This is a genomic window from Azospirillum sp. HJ39, assembly GCF_041507355.1.
Classification (GTDB): Bacteria; Pseudomonadota; Alphaproteobacteria; order Azospirillales; family Azospirillaceae; genus Azospirillum; species Azospirillum thiophilum.
Map to the genome: position 1 here is coordinate 2343934 of NZ_CP167911.1, position 17639 is coordinate 2361572.

General features: G+C 65.8%; 17 protein-coding genes. All 17 read right to left on the reverse strand.

Annotated elements, in window-relative coordinates; translation table 11 throughout:
• Positions 1-4 precede the first annotated feature (4 nt).
• The 17 genes from ABMY26_RS24420 to nuoF all read right to left on the reverse strand — a co-directional run bounded on the left by ABMY26_RS24420 (position 5) and on the right by nuoF (position 17631).
• On the reverse strand, positions 5-472 hold the full coding sequence (locus tag ABMY26_RS24420) for a hypothetical protein (RefSeq protein WP_372397208.1): 468 nt from the start codon (positions 470-472) through the stop codon (positions 5-7).
• On the reverse strand, positions 469-1368 hold the full coding sequence (locus ABMY26_RS24425; protein WP_372397209.1) for a hypothetical protein: 900 nt from the start codon (positions 1366-1368) through the stop codon (positions 469-471). Before ABMY26_RS24425 ends, ABMY26_RS24420 begins: the two co-directional genes overlap by 4 nt.
• A 463-nt stretch (positions 1369-1831) precedes the next feature.
• Complete coding sequence (locus ABMY26_RS24430; protein ID WP_372397210.1) at positions 1832-2407, reverse strand: DNA-3-methyladenine glycosylase I; 576 nt, start codon at positions 2405-2407, stop codon at positions 1832-1834.
• Positions 2408-2444: 37 nt separating this feature from the next.
• Positions 2445-2699 (reverse strand): DUF1467 family protein, encoded by a 255-nt coding sequence (locus ABMY26_RS24435; protein ID WP_372397211.1) that lies wholly within the window; start codon positions 2697-2699, stop codon positions 2445-2447.
• Positions 2700-2735: 36 nt separating this feature from the next.
• On the reverse strand, positions 2736-3140 hold the full coding sequence (gene mce / locus ABMY26_RS24440; RefSeq protein ID WP_045580738.1) for a methylmalonyl-CoA epimerase: 405 nt from the start codon (positions 3138-3140) through the stop codon (positions 2736-2738).
• Positions 3141-3228: 88 nt separating this feature from the next.
• On the reverse strand, positions 3229-4944 hold the full coding sequence (locus tag ABMY26_RS24445; RefSeq protein WP_372397212.1) for a ribonuclease J: 1716 nt from the start codon (positions 4942-4944) through the stop codon (positions 3229-3231).
• Positions 4941-5714, reverse strand: a complete 774-nt coding sequence (locus tag ABMY26_RS24450; RefSeq protein WP_372397213.1) for a type III pantothenate kinase — start codon at positions 5712-5714, stop codon at positions 4941-4943. The genes ABMY26_RS24445 and ABMY26_RS24450 overlap by 4 nt, the downstream gene beginning before the upstream one ends.
• Positions 5715-5772: 58 nt before the next feature.
• A complete protein-coding gene (locus ABMY26_RS24455) occupies positions 5773-6582 on the reverse strand; it encodes a biotin--[acetyl-CoA-carboxylase] ligase (RefSeq protein ID WP_372399061.1) in 810 nt (269 codons plus the stop codon).
• Between the two features lie 10 nt (positions 6583-6592).
• Positions 6593-8041, reverse strand: a complete 1449-nt coding sequence (gene nuoN / locus ABMY26_RS24460) for an NADH-quinone oxidoreductase subunit NuoN (RefSeq protein ID WP_045580740.1) — start codon at positions 8039-8041, stop codon at positions 6593-6595.
• A 13-nt stretch (positions 8042-8054) separates the two neighbouring features.
• Positions 8055-9581 (reverse strand): NADH-quinone oxidoreductase subunit M, encoded by a 1527-nt coding sequence (locus tag ABMY26_RS24465; RefSeq protein ID WP_045580741.1) that lies wholly within the window; start codon positions 9579-9581, stop codon positions 8055-8057.
• A 25-nt stretch (positions 9582-9606) separates the two neighbouring features.
• Positions 9607-11703: an NADH-quinone oxidoreductase subunit L gene (nuoL, locus tag ABMY26_RS24470; protein ID WP_372397214.1), complete on the reverse strand. Its 2097-nt coding sequence runs from the start codon at positions 11701-11703 to the stop codon at positions 9607-9609.
• 9 nt (positions 11704-11712) lie between these two features.
• Entirely contained in the window at positions 11713-12021 is a 309-nt protein-coding gene (gene nuoK / locus ABMY26_RS24475) for an NADH-quinone oxidoreductase subunit NuoK (protein WP_045580743.1), read from the reverse strand.
• A 2-nt stretch (positions 12022-12023) separates the two neighbouring features.
• Positions 12024-12638: an NADH-quinone oxidoreductase subunit J gene (locus ABMY26_RS24480; RefSeq protein ID WP_372397215.1), complete on the reverse strand. Its 615-nt coding sequence runs from the start codon at positions 12636-12638 to the stop codon at positions 12024-12026.
• Between the two features lie 18 nt (positions 12639-12656).
• Positions 12657-13145 (reverse strand): NADH-quinone oxidoreductase subunit NuoI, encoded by a 489-nt coding sequence (gene nuoI / locus ABMY26_RS24485; RefSeq protein WP_045582387.1) that lies wholly within the window; start codon positions 13143-13145, stop codon positions 12657-12659.
• Between the two features lie 114 nt (positions 13146-13259).
• Entirely contained in the window at positions 13260-14270 is a 1011-nt protein-coding gene (gene nuoH, locus ABMY26_RS24490; protein WP_372397216.1) for an NADH-quinone oxidoreductase subunit NuoH, read from the reverse strand.
• Positions 14263-16326, reverse strand: coding sequence for an NADH-quinone oxidoreductase subunit NuoG (gene nuoG / locus ABMY26_RS24495; RefSeq protein ID WP_372397217.1), 2064 nt, complete (start codon positions 16324-16326; stop codon positions 14263-14265). Before nuoG ends, nuoH begins: the two co-directional genes overlap by 8 nt.
• Positions 16327-16341: 15 nt before the next feature.
• Positions 16342-17631: an NADH-quinone oxidoreductase subunit NuoF gene (nuoF, locus tag ABMY26_RS24500; RefSeq protein WP_045580747.1), complete on the reverse strand. Its 1290-nt coding sequence runs from the start codon at positions 17629-17631 to the stop codon at positions 16342-16344.
• Between the last annotated feature and the right edge of the window lie 8 nt (positions 17632-17639).

The following is a 17639-nucleotide window of genomic DNA, read 5'->3' on the forward strand; positions in this document are numbered from 1 at the left end:
GCCCCTATCGGGCGCGGCAGTAGGCATAGAGACGATCCTCGGCCCCCGGATCGATCTGCTGGCCGTTGAGATAGAGCCTGTCTCCGACCACGCTCAGCCACACCGCGGTAACATCGTCGGGCAGGCGGGGCACCGACGGCAGGGCGATGCCCATGCGGCGGGCAAGATCGATAGACAGCGGCAGGTCGATCGGGATCGGCGGCTGTACCCCGGCCGACCCCGGCAGATCGGCCGGCGCCACCGGCCGGCCATGCACGTCGACGCCGGGCTTGTACTCCACATCCGGCGCCGGGACATGGCGGGTCAGCCGCCGGCACAGCGACAGATCCACCACGGGACGCTCGCGGCCGGCATCGGGCGTCAGTTGGATCGGACCGGGAAGCGGCGGTTGGGTCTGCGCCGGTGCCGGGCCGGTCGACAGGGCAAGCACAAGTGCGGCCAGCCCGGCTCGCAAGAGACCGCGCGTGCTCACAGCGTGTGCCGTTCGGCCACCGGGGCCGGGTTGCGCATGGCTTTCCAGTAGACCGCGAGATAGGGCATGCCTTTTTCCGCCTCCTCCTGGGTCCGCGCCGACTGGCGGATATATTTGCCGATGAAGGGTTTGTTCACATGCTCGAGGTCTACGGCGGCCTTCAGCACCAGGAACTCGCCGATCTTGTCGGGCAGGTTATAGTGCCATTTCTGCAGGCATTCCGAGGTCACGCCCGGCTTCGCCTGCTCCTGTTCGGGCAGATAGAATTCCTGATGGTGGTACTGCGTGATTTCCTTCCAGGCCTGGGCGACACGGCCGGGCTTCAGCCGTGGCAGCGCCTTCAGGATGCGGACATCCTCGTGGAACAGCGGCAGGAAACCACGTTTCTCGGCCAGTTCGGTCAACATGATGTGCAGCCCGGCCATCACGCCGCCCTCGGCACCGTTGCCTTGACCGGCATCGGGCTTCTCGTCCCGCTTGCGGCTGAAAAGTGCGCTGAAGAACCCCTTCTTCTGCTTCACATTGCCGGCGGCGGCGCTGTCCTGTCCAACCTTGCGTTCGTCCCACAGCGAATCCCAGGCATATTCCCAGGCGGTGAAGACGGCGTTGGAGCGGTCGTCCAACACGGTCAGCAGATATTCGCGCCCTTCCCGCGCCCAATCGACGTCGCCGACGATGGCGCGGACCGGACGGCGGCTTAACACGACCGGCAGGATGCCGACGCGCACCAGCTCCTGATAGAATTCGACGAAGGACGGCGTCTGAATGAAGGGCAGCAGGGAGCAAGGCTGCTCGTCCGGCGCCAACAGCTCCATGCTCTTCTTGGTCCGTTCCAACAGCTCGGTCGACAGAACGGCCGCGAACTGATTGAATCGTTCGTTTTCATTCGCGGCCATCGGCGCCTCGACTGTCGTCCTTTCCCTGCCGGCCCTTGAGCGAGCCAAAACAGATAGGCCCCCGGAATGGAACCCCCTCCCGGTGGCTGTTGCACGCCCATTATGCAGGAGAATCCCTATGGGAGCTAAGCGAAGCAACGCTACCAAGTAAACCGTTAACGTTTCCTGGAGCGGATGCGGAAATTTCCGCCCGCACGCCCCGTCCACCGGCCAGCCGGTTGGAATCAGCCATGTCCAGGATAAAGAAAGGCCGCGCGGCAGAAGCGGCGCGGCCTGTCGAGTTTAGGGAGGAATCGCCACCAGGCGTCGGAAAGGGGGAAGATCCCCCTCGTCACATCAAAAGAGTGGACCCCGGCCACGGCCATGGCAAGCCCAAAACAGAGGCAACACCCCCCTTTGCCCAAAGATTTTGCATTTCTGCACAGTGTCTCGGCGATTGCCGCCATTATAATCCGGGTTTTGCCTACTTCATGGGCTCATACCCGCGATACCCGGCATCGACCGCCATCTTCCAGGGCGGACTCTGCTCCAACACCATTGCCTGGACCGGACAATCGGGCTGATGCGCGCCCGGCAAGTACCCCAGGCTCATCAGGAATTCCCCGACGATTTCCCCGCCGGTGAAGCGGAAGGTTTTGGCGAACAGCTTGACCCACTCCGGCTTGCTCAGCGGATGGTGGGCGCGCAGCCAGCCGTCGAAGGATCCGAAGGTCTGGCGCAGGGCGATGATGCGGCGGGCATTGTCGATGACCGCATCCACCTTCAGCCGGTTGCGGATGATGCCGGCATCGGCCAGCAGCCGGTCCCGCTCGGCCTCGCCATAGGCGGCGACCCTGTCGATGTCGAAACCGTCGAAGGCGGCGCGGAAGGCGTCGCGCTTCTTCAGGATGGTCAGCCAGGACAGGCCGGCCTGGTTGATCTCCAGCACCAGACGCTCGAACAGCACCCGGTCGTCGCTGCTGGGAAAGCCGTATTCGCCCTCATGGTAGGGACCATGGTGGGGATGGCCGGGCGCGGCCGCGCAATAGGTCAGACTCACCCGATCGTCTCCCGTCGCCTTCTGCCGTGGTTCTTGGTCACATCATGTCCCGGGCCATGTCCCGGAACGAGATGATGCCCGATCGCTCGACCCCGAAGATCACCAGCCACACCAGCAGTGCGACCACCGAGGTGATCATGAACTTGCGCAGAATGCGCGGATTCTCCGGCGCAGACGAGGCCATGCCCGGCTCCGGCCTCTCCGGCGTCCGCACGCCCCAGGGCAGCACCGCGAACAGCACCACCCACCACACCACGACATAGACGAAGGCGCCCGTTACCCAATTGTCCATCGACCCTCTCCGCGCCGCACCGGGATCGAGACCGGATCAGGCCTGCTCCAGTTCGACCAGCGTCCCGCAGAAATCCTTGGGATGCAGGAACAGGACCGGCTTGTCATGCGCGCCGATCTTCGGCTCGCCGTCGCCCAGAACCCGGGCGCCCTGCGCCTTCATCCGGTCGCGGGCGGCGAGGATGTCATCCACCTCGTAGCAGATGTGGTGGATGCCACCGGACGGGTTCTTCTCCAGGAATCCGGCGATCGGCGATTTCTCGCCGAAGGGATGCAGCAACTCGATCTTGGTGTTCGGCAGTGTGACGAAGACCACGGTGACGCCGTGCGGCGCCAGATCCACCGGCTGCGACACCGCCGCACCCAGCGTATCGCGGTAGAGCGCCGTCGCCGCCGGAAGGTCCGGAACGACAATGGCGACATGGTTGAGTTTCCCGATCATGCGTGCGTCCTCTCGCTGGCTGTCCGCTCGGCCCGTTGGCGGGCTCTGGTCCGCGTCTTATACACCCTTGCTCAAATCCTCGGTCCGGTCATACGCGGACCAGATGGACCTCCGTCACCGGCTTCTTGCCATGGGACGCATTGAAGCAGCGGCGCAGGGCGATCCGCGCAGCCTCCTTCACCTGCGCGTCGTCGGCCCGCGCCGACCGGGGCAGCAGCGCCACCGCCTCGCGCACCGCGTCGATCACGTCCAGCAGCAGGTCCCGGTCGGTCGCCTCGTCGATCAGCCCCATCACCGCCACCTGAGGCGCGGTCAACAGCTCGCCGGTCCCTGTCATCACCAGCGTGACGACGGCGGCGCCGTTGTTCACCATGCGGTTGCGCGCCCGCATCATGCCGGTGTCGAGCGGCACCAGCCGCTTGCCGTCCAACGCCATCCGGCCGGCACGCACGGTGGCCACCACCCGCGCTCCCTCCGCCCCGTCGAGCCGGATCAGCTCGCCATTGGCCGGCACGAGGCTGTGGGCAACCTGGCAATCCTCGGCGAGCGCGGCGTGGGCCTGCTGGTGGCGCTGCTCGCCATGCACCGGAACGGCGATGCGCGGGCGCACCCACTGGTACATGCGGACCAGCTCGTCGCGGGCCGGGTGGCCGGAGACATGGATCGGCGCATCGTCCGCCGTCACCAGCTCGACGCCTTGGGCGACCAGTTGGTTCTGCATCCGGCCGATGGCGCGCTCGTTGCCGGGAATCTCGCGCGAGGAGAAGATCACCACATCGCCGCGCGACAGCGTGATCTGCGGATGGTCGTCGGCCGCGATACGGGCGAGCGCCGAGCGCGGCTCCCCCTGGCTGCCGGTGCAGATCAGCACCAGCTTCTCCCGCGGCAGGTAGCTGGCGTCATGCTCCGACAGGAATTTCGGCACCTCGGCCAGATAGCCGTTGGCCCGCGCCGCCTCGTTGATCCGCCAGAGCGAGCGGCCGACCAGAGCCACATGGCGGTCATGGGCAGCGGCGGCGGCGGCGATGCTCTCCAGCCGCGCCACGTTGGTGGCGAAGCAGCTGACGGCGATGCGGGCGTTGCGGTAGCGGCCGAACAGCTCCATCAGCGACGCCCGCACCGTCGCCTCCGACCCGGCGGAGCCCGGCACCAGCGCGTTCGTGCTGTCACCGACCAGCGCCAACACCCCTTCGTCGCCGATGGCGCGCAGCCGCGCCTCGTCGGCGGTATCGCCGACCAGCGGGTCGGGATCCAGCTTCCAATCGCCGGTGTGCAGGACGGTGCCGGCCGAGGTGCGGATGGCGAGCGCATTCGGCTCCGGGATCGAATGCGTCATGGTGACATATTCGACCGAGAATGGACCGATCTCGACCGTGCCGCCCAGCGGAATCTCGACGATCGGCACGGTGGCGCTCAGGCCGCGCTCATGCAGCTTGGCACGCAGGAAGGACGCGGTGAAGGGCGTGCAATAGACGGGGCAGCGCAGTTCCGGCCACAGATACTGAACGGCGCCGAGATGGTCCTCATGCGCGTGGGTCACCACCAGCCCAACCAGATCGCCGCGGCGCTCCACGATGAAGGCCGGGTCGGGCATGATCACGTCCAGCCCGGGCATGGTGTCGTCGGCGAAGGAGATGCCGAGATCCACCATCAGCCATTTGCCTTGATGGCCATACAGGTTGAGGTTCATCCCGATCTCGCCGGAACCGCCGAGCGGCAGGAAATACAGCGCGCCATCCTCCGGAACGAAGGGCTCCGCCGGGGTTTCGGGCGTTCCGGCGGTTGTCTTGGAGGATTGTGTCATTGGACCGTGTTGCGCTTGTGGATCAGGAGAAGGCCGCGGAGCGTCAGTTCGCTGTCGGTGTGTTCGATCACATGGGTGGCCTTGGCGAAAAGAACAGCCAGTCCGCCGGTCGCGACCACCCGCATCGGTTCGCCGTACTCCGCCCGGATGCGGCTGATCAACCCTTCGATCAGGCCGACATACCCCCAGAAGATGCCCGACTGCATGCAGGCGATGGTGTTCTTACCGATCACCTCGGCCGGCTGCTGGATTTCGACCCGCGGCAACTTCGAAGCCGCCATCTGGAGCGCCTCCAGCGACAGGTTCAGTCCGGGCGCGATCACTCCGCCACAATAATTGCCATCGGCATCGACCACGTCGAAGGTCGTCGCCGTGCCGAAATCGATGACGATCAGCGGGGTCTTGTAGGTGGCCGCCGCCGCCGCGGTGTTGACCAGCCGGTCGGCCCCGACCTCCTCCGGCCGGTCGACCAGCGCCTTGACGCCGAGATCGACGCCGGGCTGGCCGACGATCACCGGATCGCAGCCGAAATGATCCTTGCACAGCCGCTTGAGGTTGAAGGTCGCGCCCGGCACGACGCTGGCGATGATCGCGCTGTCGATATCGCCGGGCGCAAACCCCTTCAGCGCCATCAGGTGGGTCAGCCACACCATGTATTCGTCGGCGGTGCGCTTCTGGTCGGTGGCCGTACGCCAGATGCCCGCTTGACGGTCACCGTCATAGATGGCGAACACCACGTTCGTGTTTCCGGCGTCGATGGCAAGCAGCATGGCAGGATCCGTGCGGGCGATGGGCGGGCGATGGAGGCGGGCGATGGACGGCCAGGGTTCAGGTCTGGGATGGGGCGGCGAAGAACACATCCCCGGCGGCGATCCGCTGTCGCGGTCCGCCATCCGTTGGATCAAGCAACAGAACGCCGTCGCTGTCCAGATCGGCGAAGATGCCGGAAATCGACCGGTCGGCCAACCGGACCAGGATCGGTCCGCCCAGCCCCTTGGCGCGGGCGAGCCATGCGTCACGCACCGGGCCGAAGCCATGAGCCCGCCAGCGTCCGTACCAGTCCGCCAGATGGCAGGCATAAAGCTCCAGCAGCGCACCCGGGCCCATGGCCGGCGCGCCTTCGGCGATCAGCGAGGTGGCACCGTAATCGGCGGTCGCGGGAAAATGCCGCAGGTTGATGCCGACGCCCAGCACGACCCAGGCGACCGTCCCGTCGGCCGCCGGCTCCGACTCGAGAAGGATGCCGGACAGCTTGCGGTCATGCACCAGCACGTCGTTCGGCCATTTGCAGCGGATGCCGCTCGGATCCGGCAGCACCGATTCGGCGGTCTCGGCGATGGCGAGGGCGGCGACAAAGGAAATCTGCGCCGCTTCGGCCGGCGGAAGACCGGGCCGCAGGATGGTCGTGCTGTAGAGGTTGCCCTCGGGAGAGGCCCAGACCCGCCCCCGCCGCCCCCGCCCGCCTTCCTGCCGGCGGGCCCAGACGATGGTGCCCTCGGGCGCGCCGGCACCACCGGGACCCGGACGCGCCAAGGCCTTCGCCTCGTCGTTCGTGCTGACGACGGAGGCGAAGGCCTTGACCTGGAAGCCGGGAGGCAGGCGCAGCCGCGCCGCCTCCGCTTCGAGCGATAATGTCATCTGCTCGTCGTCACCCGGCGAACAGAGCGGCAGCGGCAGCGGCCGCACCGTTCAGGATCGGTGCCGGAGCCACGAAGAACAGCAGGGTGAACAGGCTGGTGACGACCAGGACGCCGGTCATGCCATCGTCGGACATCTTGTCGACCACCACCGACGGCTCGTCGAAATACATGATCTTGATGATGCGCAGATAGTAGAAGGCGCCGACAACACTGGTCAGCACGCCGACCACGGCCAGCGTGTACTCCTGCGCCGCGACGGCGGCCAGGAAGACGTACAGCTTGCCGAAGAAACCCGCCATCGGCGGGATGCCGGCCATGGAGAACATGAAGATCGCCATGGTCGCGGCCAGCATCGGGTTGGTCTTGGACAGGCCGGAGAAGTCCTTGATCTCCTCCAGCATCTGGCCCTTGGCCTTCATGCTGAGGATGACCGCGAAGGCGCCGATGTTCATGGCGATATAGAGCGCCATGTAGATCAGCACGCCGCGCACGCCGTCCTGCGTCCCGGTGGTCAGGCCGACCAGGGCGTAGCCGACATGGCCGATGGAGCTGTAGGCCATCAGGCGCTTGATGTTGGTCTGCATGATCGCGGCGAAGGAACCGATGACCATCGACAGGATCGCGGTCGCCACCAGAACCTGATGCCACTGGGCGGCGAGATGGCCGAACGGCTCCATCACCACGCGGGTCAGCAGGGCGATGGCCGCGACCTTCGGGGCCGCCGCGAAGAAGGCGGTCACCGGCGTCGGCGCGCCCTCATAGACGTCGGGGGTCCACATGTGGAACGGCGCGGCCGAAATCTTGAAGGCCAGACCGGCCATCACGAAGACCAGGCCGATCACCAGACCTGGCGACACATGGGCGCCGCCGGCGAACAGCGCCGCGACCTTGTCGAAGGAGGTGGTGCCGGCAAAGCCGTAGACCAGCGAGGCACCGTACAGCAGCATGCCCGACGACAGCGAGCCCAGCACGAAATACTTCAGGCCGGCTTCCGACGACTTGGCACTGTCGCGGCGGAAGGCCGCGATGACGTAGAGCGCCAGGCTCTGGGTTTCCAGGCCGACATACAGCGAGATGAAATCGTTGGCCGAGATCATCATCAGCATGCCGAGCGTGGCGAACAGCATCAGCACCGGGAACTCGAAGCGCGCCATCTGCTCACGCTCGTTGAAGCCGAGCGAGAGGACGACCGCGAAGGCAGCCGACACCAGCACCAGCACCTTCATGAAGACGCCGAAGGCGTCCATCACGAACATGCCGTTGAAGGTGACGACGCGGCCGCTGCCATAGCCCATCGCCAGGACGGCGGCGAGCAGCATGCAGACGATCGCCAGGTAGGAGACGGGACGGGTGAAGCCGTCGCCGCGGAACACGCCCAGCATCAGCAGGGCGACGCCCGACAATGCCAGGAAGATCTCCGGCAGGGCCGGCCAGATGTCGGGAAACACTGCGGTCATGTCGAAGAACCCCTTACCGAGCGGCGACCGAGACACCGGACGCGGCGTGCGACGCGGCCAGCTTGGTCTGGTAGGTCTGGATCAGCTGCTCGACCGATGCCGAGGTGACGTTCAGGAAGCTGCTGGGATAGACGCCCATCCACAGGACGACGGCGACCAGCGGCAGGAACACCGCGATCTCGCGCGGGGTCATGTCGAACATCGCCTTGACGTCCGGCTTGGTCAGCTTGCCGTAGACGACGCGGCGGTACAGCCACAGCGCATAGGCGGCACCCAGCACCATGCCGGTGGCGGCGAGCGCCGCGACCCAGGTGTTGTCGCGGAAGACGCCGAGCAGGACCAGGAACTCGCCGACGAAACCGGCGGTGCCCGGCAGGCCGACCGAGGCCATGGTCATGAACAGGAAGACCACCGCGTATTTCGGCATGTTCTTCACGAGGCCGCCGTAGCGGGCGATCTCGCGGGTGTGCAGCCGGTCATAGACGACGCCGACGCACAGGAACAGCGCACCCGACACCACGCCGTGCGACAGCATCTGGAACACCGAGCCCTCGATGCCCTGCTGGTTCAGCGCGAACATGCCGATGGTGACGAAGCCCATGTGGGCGACCGACGAGTAGGCGATCAGCTTCTTCATGTCCTCCTGGGCCAGCGCGACCAGCGAGGTGTAGATCACGGCGACGACCGACAGGGTGTAGATCAGCGGCGCGAAATATTCCGTCGCTTCCGGCAGGATCGGAATGTTGAAGCGCAGGAAGCCGTAACCGCCCATCTTCAGCAGCACGCCGGCCAGGATCACCGACCCGGCCGTCGGTGCCTCGACGTGGGCGTCCGGCAGCCAGGTGTGGACCGGCCACATCGGCACCTTCACCGCGAAGGAGGCGAAGAAGGCCAGCCACAGCCAGAGCTGCATGTTGCGCGGGAACTGGGTGGCGGTGATGGTCGGGATGTCGGTGGTGCCGGCCACGTAATACATGGCCAGGATGGCCAGCAGCATCAGGACCGAGCCGAGCAGCGTATAGAGGAAGAACTTGAAGGCGGCATAGACGCGGCGCGGGCCGCCCCAGATCCCGATGATCAGGAACATCGGGATCAGGACGCCTTCGAAGAACATGTAGAACAGCACGAAATCCAGCGCGCAGAACATCCCGATCATCAGGGTTTCCAGCGCGAGGAAGGCGATCATGTATTCCTTCAGGCGAAGCTGGACCGACTCCCAGCTCGCCAGGATGCACAGCGGCATCAGGAAACCGGAGAGCACGACGAACAGCACCGAAATGCCGTCGACGCCCATGTGATAGTTGATGCCGAATTCCGGGATCCAGCCCGCCTTCTCGACCATTTGGTAGCCGGGATTGCGCGGATCGAAATTGGCCCAGACGAGCAGCGTCAGCACGAAGGTGATGAGCGTCGTCCACAGCGCGATGTAACGCACGTTCCGCAGCACGTCCGGAGAGGTGCCCCGGCAGAACAGCAGGATCAGCGCGACGCCTACGAGCGGCAGGAAGGTCGCGAACGACAGGATCGGCCAGCTAGCCATTGTTGTTGTTCTCCTTCGAAACCGCTCAGCCGAAGACCGACAGCCAGGCGACGAGCAGGACGACCCCGATCACCATGGCAAAGGCGTAATGATAGACGTAGCCCGACTGCAACCGGCTGGCGCGCGCGGCGATGTCGCGGGTGGCGGCGGCGATGCCGTCCGGCCCCACGCCATCGATCACCGCCCCGTCGCCCGACTTCCACAGGCCATAGCCGAGGGCCTTGGCCGGACGGGTGAACAGCGCGTCGTACAGCTCGTCGAAGTACCATTTGTTGTAGAGGAACTGGTGGACGCCGCGGAAGGTGCCGGCGATCTTGCCCGGCAGATGCGGCATCATGATGTAGCCGACATACGCCATGGCGATGCCGAGCAGGCCGACCACCAGCGGAGCCAGCTTGACCCAGCCCGGAGTATGGTGGTGCGCGGCCTCGACAGTGTCGTGGTCGTGCAGAACCATCAGGGCCTTGCCCCAGAACTCGGCGCGGTCGTGGCCGATGAACCACTCGTGGAAGCCGACGCCGGCGAACAGGGCGCCCAGCGCCAGGACCGCCAGCGGCACCAGCATGACGACCGGCGACTCATGGGCGTGGTCGTAGACTTGACGGTCCATCCGCGGCGTGCCGTGGAAGGTCATGAACAGCAGGCGCCAGGAATAGAAGGCGGTCAGCAGCGCGGCGGCGATGCCGAGCGCGAAGGCGAAGCGCCCCACCCCGCTGCCCGAGGCAAAGGCCGCCTCCAGGATCATGTCCTTGGAGTAGAAGCCGGCGAAGAAGGGCAGACCGGCGAGCGCCAGGTTGCCGATCCACATCACCGCGTAGGTGAAGGGAATCTTGCGCCATACGCCGCCCATCTTGCGCATGTCCTGCTCATGGTGCAGGGCATGGATGACCGAGCCGGCACCGAGGAACAACAGCGCCTTGAAGAAGGCGTGGGTGAACAGGTGGAACATCGCGGCGCCATAGGCCGACACGCCGATGGCGAAGAACATGTAGCCGAGCTGGGACATCGTCGAATAGGCGATGACCCGCTTGATGTCGAACTGGGTGAAACCGATGGTCGCGGCGACGAAAGCGGTCAGGCCGCCGACCACTGCGACGACTTCCAGCGCCGTCGGCGCATACTCGAACACCGGAGACAGGCGGCAGAGCATGAAGACGCCGGCGGTGACCATGGTTGCGGCGTGGATGAGGGCCGACACCGGGGTCGGGCCTTCCATCGCGTCCGGCAGCCAGGTGTGCAGGCCGAGCTGTGCCGACTTGCCCATGGCACCCATGAACAGCAGCAGGCAGGCGATGGTCAGGCCGTTGAAATCCCAGCTGAGGAAATGCAGCGTCTCGCCGGTCAGCGTCGGCGCCTTGGCGAAGATCGCATCGAACTGGACCGAGCCGGTCAGCACGAAGATCGCGAAGATGCCGAGCGCAAAGCCGAAGTCGCCGACCCGGTTGACCAGGAAGGCCTTCATCGCGGCGGCGTTGGCCGAGGGCTTCTCGTACCAGAAGTTGATCAGCAGGTAGGAGGCGAGACCGACGCCCTCCCAGCCGAAGAACAGCTGGACCAGGTTGTCCGCCGTCACCAGCATCAGCATGGCGAAGGTGAACAGCGACAGGTAGCCCATGAAGCGCGGCTTCTGCGGGTCGTCGGCCATGTAGCCGACCGAGTAGACATGGACGCAGGCCGAGACGGTGTTGACGACGATCAGCATCACCGCGGTGAGCTGGTCGACGCGCAGCGCCCACTTCACGTCGAGCGTGCCGCTCTGGATCCAGGTCATCAGCTCGATCGTCCGCGGATGACCGCCGACGGCGACGTCGAAGAACAGGATCCAGGACAGGATCGCCGACACCAGCACCGCACCCGCGGTCACGAACTGGGCGACCCGGTCGCCGACGGTCGGCGGCCCGGCGACGACATGATGGTCGTCGTGGGCGTCGTCGTGGCCATGATCATCGTGGGAATGGTCGTCATGGGCATGGGCGATCTGGGCGTGCCCGTGATCGTCATGGCCATGACCGTGGCTTCCGTGACCGCCAGCCGCCGGCAGGGCCTTCGGCCCGCCGAACAGCGCGATCGATCCGGCGACGAGGAACGCCAGGAGCGGAAGGAATACGACTAGCACTTCCATGGCGCCGCCTCAGCCCTTCATCATGTTGATGTCTTCGACTCGGATCGAGCCGCGGTTGCGGAAGTAGACCACCAGGATGGCGAGGCCGATGGCCGCCTCGGCGGCGGCGACGGTCAGGATGATCATGGCGAAGATCTGGCCGACCAGATCGTGCAGGTAGGTCGAGAAGGCGACGAGGTTCAGGTTCACCGCCAGCAGCATCATCTCGATCGACATCAGGATGATGATGACGTTCTTCCGGTTCAGGAAGATCCCCAGCACGCCCAGCGTGAAGACGATGGCCGAGACCGTCAGGTAATGTCCGAGACCGATCTCCATGATCACACGCCCTCCCCGGTCGTGACCTTGCGAATGACGACCACGTCTTCCCGGCGACGGGCGATCTGTTCGCCGACATTCTGTTTACGCACACCCGCCCGCTGCCGCAGCGTCAGCACGATGGCGCCGATCATGGCGATCAGCAGGACGATGCCGGATGCCTGGAACAGGTAGACGTACTGGGTGTACATCAGCCGGCCCAGCGCGTGGGTGTTGGACACCTGATCCAGCGCCGGCGTCGGTGCACCCGCGATGCTCGCCACATTGGGAGCGACAATCCAGCCGCCGAGCACGGCCGCCAGTTCGGCCAGCAGGATCAGCCCGACCAGCGCACCCAGCGGCAGCGCTTCCATCGCACCCTGCCGCAGTTCGCGGAAGTTGATGTCGAGCATCATCACCACGAACAGGAACAGCACGGCGACGGCGCCGACATAGACGATGATCAGAATCATCGCGATGAACTCCGCACCCATCAGGACGCAGAGACCGGCAGCCTGGAAAAAGGCGAGGATCAGGAAGAGGACGGAGTGAACGGGGTTCCGCGCCGAGATGACCATCACACCGGAGGCCACCAGCAGCGCGGCGAACACGTAGAAGGCGATGCCTTGGAGTATCATCGTTTTTCTCGCTTCCGCTTACCGGTAAGGAGCCTCGGCCGCGAGGTTCTGGGCGATCTCCGCCTCCCAGCGGTCGCCGTTCGCCAGCAGCTTCTGCTTGTTGTAGAAGAGCTCTTCACGGGATTCGGTGGAGAACTCGAAGTTCGGCCCCATGACCACCGCATCGACCGGGCAGGCCTCCTGGCACAGGCCGCAGTAGATGCACTTGGTCATGTCGATGTCGTAGCGCGTGGTGCGGCGGCTGCCGTCGTCACGCGGTTCGGCCTCGATGGTGATGGCGAGAGCCGGGCACACCGCTTCGCACAGCTTGCAGGCGATGCAGCGCTCCTCGCCGCTCGCATAGCGGCGGAGCACATGCTCGCCGCGGAAGCGGGAACTGATCGGCCCCTTTTCATACGGGTAGTTCAGGGTGACCTTGGGCTTGAACATGTAGCTCAAGGTCAGCGCCATGCCACCCAGCAGCTCGGTCAGGAACAGGCTGCGCGCCGCGCGGTCGAGGAACGCCATGGCCTCTTCGTCTCCTTCCTCGCCGGCGGTCGCCCCGTTGTTCGGACGGCTCGCCGGCACTCAAATCGACACGTCAATGGTGGGTTCGGTGCAGGCTGGCTTGTACGGTGCCGGTTACTTGGGCAGCCAGCCGAAGGTCACCAGGACACCTGCGGTCAGCACCACCCAGAACAGCGAGAAGGGCAGGAAGACCTTCCAACCCAGCCGCATCAGCTGGTCGTAGCGGTAACGCGGCACCGTGGCGCGAACCCAGACATAAGTGAACAGGCACAGCGCGATCTTCAGGGCGAACCAGACGATGCCCGGCACCCAGGTGAAGGGCGCGAAGGGCAGCGGAGGCAGCCAGCCGCCGAGGAACAGGATGCTCGTCATCGCGCTCATCAGGATCATGTTGGCGTATTCGCCAAGGAAGAAGAGCGCGAAGGGGGCGGAGCTGTATTCGACCATGAAGCCGGCCACCAGCTCCGACTCGCCTTCCGGCAGGTCGAAGGGGGCGCGGTTGGTTTCCGCGAGGGCCGAGATGAAGAACATCACGAACATCGGCAGCAGCGGGACGCAGAACCAGACGGTTTCCTGCGCACGCACGATGTCGGTCAGGTTGAGCGAGCCGACGCACAGCAGAACGCTGATGATGATGAGGCCCATCGAGACCTCGTAGGACACCATCTGTGCTGCCGAGCGCAGCGCGCCGAGGAAGGCATAGCGCGAGTTCGACGCCCAGCCGGCCATCACGATGCCGTACACGCCCAGCGACGAGATCGCGAACAGGTACAGCACGCCGACGTTGATGTTGGACAGAACCACCCCGTAATCGAACGGGATCACCGCCCAGGCGATCAGCGCCAGGAAGAAGGTCAGCATCGGCGCGACGTAGAAGACGACGCGGTTGGCGCCTTCCGGCAGGATCTGCTCCTTGGCGAACAGCTTCAGGCCGTCGGCGAAGGGCTGCATCAGGCCGAAGGGACCGACGATGTTGGGCCCCTGGCGCATCTGCATCGCGCCCATGATCTTGCGCTCGGCATAGGTCATGAAGGCGACGGCCACCAGCAGCGGCACGGTGATCGCCAGGATTTGCAGGACCATAATGATCAGCGGCAGGAGAAAGCCGCTCCAGAACTCAGCCATGGGTGCCAGTCCTCTCCTGAGCAGGGCCCGCCAGCGCTTCCGTGCAGTTGGCCATCGTCACCGACGCCCGGCTGATCGGGTCGGTCATGTAGAAGTTGGTGATCGGCGTCACGAACGGGGCGGCGTCGACCGCCCCCTGCGCGCCGAAGGGGGCCCAGGCCGCAGGCGTCGTCTCGCCGACCGCCGCGAAGATCGGGTTCGCCGCCATCAGCCGCTGGCGCAGCTGGGTCTGGCTGTCGAAGGGCAGCGTGGTGCCCAGGACTTCCGACAGGGCGCGGACGATCTTCCAGTCCTCGCGCGCTTCGCCCGGCGGGAAGACCGCGAGGCGGGCGAGCTGCGGACGGCCCTCGGTGTTGACGTAGACCGCGTTCTTCTCGGTGTAGGCGGCACCCGGCAGGACGACGTCGGCACGGTGGGCGCCGGCATCGCCATGATGACCCTGGTAGACGACGAAGGCGTTGCCCAGCTTGGCCATGTCGATCTCGTCGGCACCCAGCAGGTAGACGAACTCGATCTCGCCCTTGGCCGCCCCCTCGAGGATGCCGTGGATGTCGCGGCCGCCCTCGCCCGGCAGGAAGCCGGCCTCGATGCCGCCGACGCGCGCCGCGGCGGTGTGCAGCACGTTGAAGCCGCTCCAGTCGTCGCGGAACATGCCGTAGACTTCGCCGACCAGACGGGCGGCGGCCTGCACCGCGAGCCCGTCGGCGCGCTGGAAGGCACCCATGCCGACGATGATCATCGGGTTCTTGGCGGCGCGCAGCGTCTCGGAGAACGGATGGCTGCCGTCGACCAGCTGCTGCAGCGTCTCCGGGCCGGACCCGATCACGCTGTAGGGATAGGTCAGGTCGCGCTGCTCGCCGATCGAGGCGATGGTGACGCCGCCGGCCAGATAGCGCTTGCGGATGCGGGCGTTGACCAGCGTGCCTTCCCAGCGCGGGTTGGTGCCGACCAGCAGGATGACGTCGGCCTTCTCGATGCCGGCGATGCCCGAGTTGAACAGGTAGCCGGCACGCACCGAGGTGTCGAAGCGCGCACCGTCCTGGCGGCAGTCGAGGTTGGTCGACCCCAGACGGGACAGCAGCTCCTTCAGCGCGAACTGCGCCTCGACGTCGATCAGGTCGCCGGCGATGGCGGCGACGCGGCTGCCGGACAGGCCCTTCAGCCGGGCGGCGATGGCGGTGAAGGCCTCGGCCCAGCTGACCGGGACCAGCTTGCCGTTCTGGCGGACATAGGGGCGGTCCAGCCGCTGGCGCTTCAGGCCGTCATACGAGTAGCGGCTCTTGTCGTTCAGCCACTCCTCGTTGATGTCGTCGTTGACCCGCGGCAGAACGCGCATCACCTCGGGCCCGCGGGCGTCGACGCGGATGTTGGAACCGACGGCATCGAGGACGTCGATCGTCTCGGTCTTGCGCAGCTCCCACGGCCGGGCCGTGAAGGCGTAGGGCTTGTGGGTCAGCGCGCCGACCGGGCAGACGTCGGCGAGGTTGCCCGACAGCTCCGAGCCGATCGCCTTCTCGACGAAGGTGGTGATCTCCATATGCTCGCCGCGATAGACGGCACCGACGTCCGGCACACCGGCCACTTCGTTGATGAAGCGGACGCAGCGGGTGCAATGGATGCAACGGGTCATGATGGTCTTGATGACCGGACCCATGTACTTGTCCTGCACCGCCCGCTTGTTCTCGCCGTAGCGGCCGCGGTCGAAGCCGTATGCCATGGCCTGGTCCTGCAGGTCGCACTCGCCGCCCTGGTCGCAGATCGGGCAATCCAGCGGGTGGTTGATCAGCAGGAATTCCATGACGCCCTTGCGGGCCTTCAGGACGGTTTCGCTGTTGGTGCGGACGACCATCCCGTCGCCGCAGGGCATGGCGCAGGACGCGACCGGCTTGGGCGCGCGCTCCATCTCCACCAGGCACATGCGGCAGTTGGCCGGCACGCTCAGGCGCTCATGGTAGCAGAAGCGCGGAATCTCGATCCCCAGCTGTTCGCAAGCCTGGAGGATCGAGGTGCCCGGCTCGACCTCGATCTCGATCCCGTCGATGGTGAGTTTCGGCATGGGAACGGGAACTCCTTACTCGGCCGCCAGCGGCGCAGCATTGCGGTAGGCCTGGATGCGCCGCTCGACTTCCGGGCGGAAGTGGCGGAACAGGCCCTGGATCGGCCAGGCGGCGGCATCGCCGAGCGCGCAGATGGTGTGGCCTTCGACCTGCTTGGTGACCTGCAGCAGCATGTCGATCTCTTCCAGCCGCGCATTGCCGGTGACCATGCGCTGCATGATGCGGCTCATCCAGCCGGTGCCCTCGCGGCACGGCGTGCACTGGCCGCAGGATTCATGCGCGTAGAAGGACGACAGGCGGGCGATCGCCTTCACGATGTCGGTGGACTTGTCCATCACGATCACCGCGGCGGTGCCCAGGCCCGACTGCACTTCGCGCAGGCTGTCGAAATCCATCAGCACCGTGTCGCAGATCGACTTGGGCAGAACCGGAACCGACGATCCGCCGGGGATGATGCCCAGCAGATTGTCCCAGCCGCCGCGCACGCCGCCGGCATGCTTCTCGATCAGCTCCTTCAGCGGGATGCCCATCTCCTCTTCCACGTTGCACGGATTGTTCACGTGCCCGGAGATGCAGAAGAGCTTGGTGCCCGAGTTCTTCGGGCGGCCGAGGCCGGCGAACCAGGAGGCGCCGCGACGCAGGATGGTCGGAACCACCGCGATCGATTCGACGTTGTTCACCGTGGTCGGGCAGGAATAGAGGCCGGCCTGGGCGGGGAACGGCGGCTTGTTGCGCGGCTGGCCCTTCTTGCCCTCGATTGACTCGATGAGCGCGGTTTCCTCGCCGCAGATATAGGCGCCCGCACCGCGATGGATGTAGACGTCGTAGCTATAGCCGGTGCCGCAGGCGTTCTTGCCGATCAGCCCCGCTGCGTACGCCTCGTCGATGGCGCGCTGGACGTTGGAGCCCTCGTTGTAGAACTCGCCGCGGATGTAGATGTAGCAGGCGCTGGCGCCGATGGCGAAACCGGCGATCAGGCAGCCCTCGATCAGCTTGTGCGGATCGTGGCGCAGGATGTCGCGGTCCTTGCAGGTGCCGGGCTCGCCCTCGTCGGCGTTGATGACGAGGTAGACGGGCTTGTCGGTCACGTTCTTCGGCATGAAGGACCACTTCATGCCGGTCGAGAAGCCGGCGCCGCCGCGGCCGCGCAGCCCCGATTCCTTCACCTGCTCGATGATCCACTCGCGGCCATTGGCCAGGATCGCCGCCGTGTTGTCCCAGTCACCGCGCTTGCGGGCTCCCTCCAGACCGAAGTCCTGGTAGCCGTAGAGGTTGGTGAAGATGCGGTCCTCATCGCGAAGCATCGCTGTCC

Bases quoted from the DNA above. Each gene is read 5' to 3' on its own strand.
- ABMY26_RS24450 (WP_372397213.1), bottom strand. From the start codon at position 5,714: ATGCTGCTTGCCATCGACGCCGGAAACACGAACGTGGTGTTCGCCATC.
- nuoF (WP_045580747.1), bottom strand. From the start codon at position 17,631: ATGCTTCGCGATGAGGACCGCATCTTCACCAACCTCTACGGCTACCAG.
- nuoG (WP_372397217.1), bottom strand. From the start codon at position 16,326: ATGCCGAAACTCACCATCGACGGGATCGAGATCGAGGTCGAGCCGGGC.
- nuoI (WP_045582387.1), bottom strand. From the start codon at position 13,145: ATGGCGTTCCTCGACCGCGCGGCGCGCAGCCTGTTCCTGACCGAGCTG.
- mce (WP_045580738.1), bottom strand. From the start codon at position 3,140: ATGATCGGGAAACTCAACCATGTCGCCATTGTCGTTCCGGACCTTCCG.
- nuoL (WP_372397214.1), bottom strand. From the start codon at position 11,703: ATGGAAGTGCTAGTCGTATTCCTTCCGCTCCTGGCGTTCCTCGTCGCC.
- ABMY26_RS24435 (WP_372397211.1), bottom strand. From the start codon at position 2,699: ATGGACAATTGGGTAACGGGCGCCTTCGTCTATGTCGTGGTGTGGTGG.
- nuoH (WP_372397216.1), bottom strand. From the start codon at position 14,270: ATGGCTGAGTTCTGGAGCGGCTTTCTCCTGCCGCTGATCATTATGGTC.
- ABMY26_RS24425 (WP_372397209.1), bottom strand. From the start codon at position 1,368: ATGGCCGCGAATGAAAACGAACGATTCAATCAGTTCGCGGCCGTTCTG.
- nuoK (WP_045580743.1), bottom strand. From the start codon at position 12,021: ATGGAGATCGGTCTCGGACATTACCTGACGGTCTCGGCCATCGTCTTC.
- ABMY26_RS24455 (WP_372399061.1), bottom strand. From the start codon at position 6,582: ATGACATTATCGCTCGAAGCGGAGGCGGCGCGGCTGCGCCTGCCTCCC.
- ABMY26_RS24465 (WP_045580741.1), bottom strand. From the start codon at position 9,581: ATGGCTAGCTGGCCGATCCTGTCGTTCGCGACCTTCCTGCCGCTCGTA.
- nuoN (WP_045580740.1), bottom strand. From the start codon at position 8,041: ATGACCGCAGTGTTTCCCGACATCTGGCCGGCCCTGCCGGAGATCTTC.
- ABMY26_RS24480 (WP_372397215.1), bottom strand. From the start codon at position 12,638: ATGATACTCCAAGGCATCGCCTTCTACGTGTTCGCCGCGCTGCTGGTG.
- ABMY26_RS24445 (WP_372397212.1), bottom strand. From the start codon at position 4,944: ATGACACAATCCTCCAAGACAACCGCCGGAACGCCCGAAACCCCGGCG.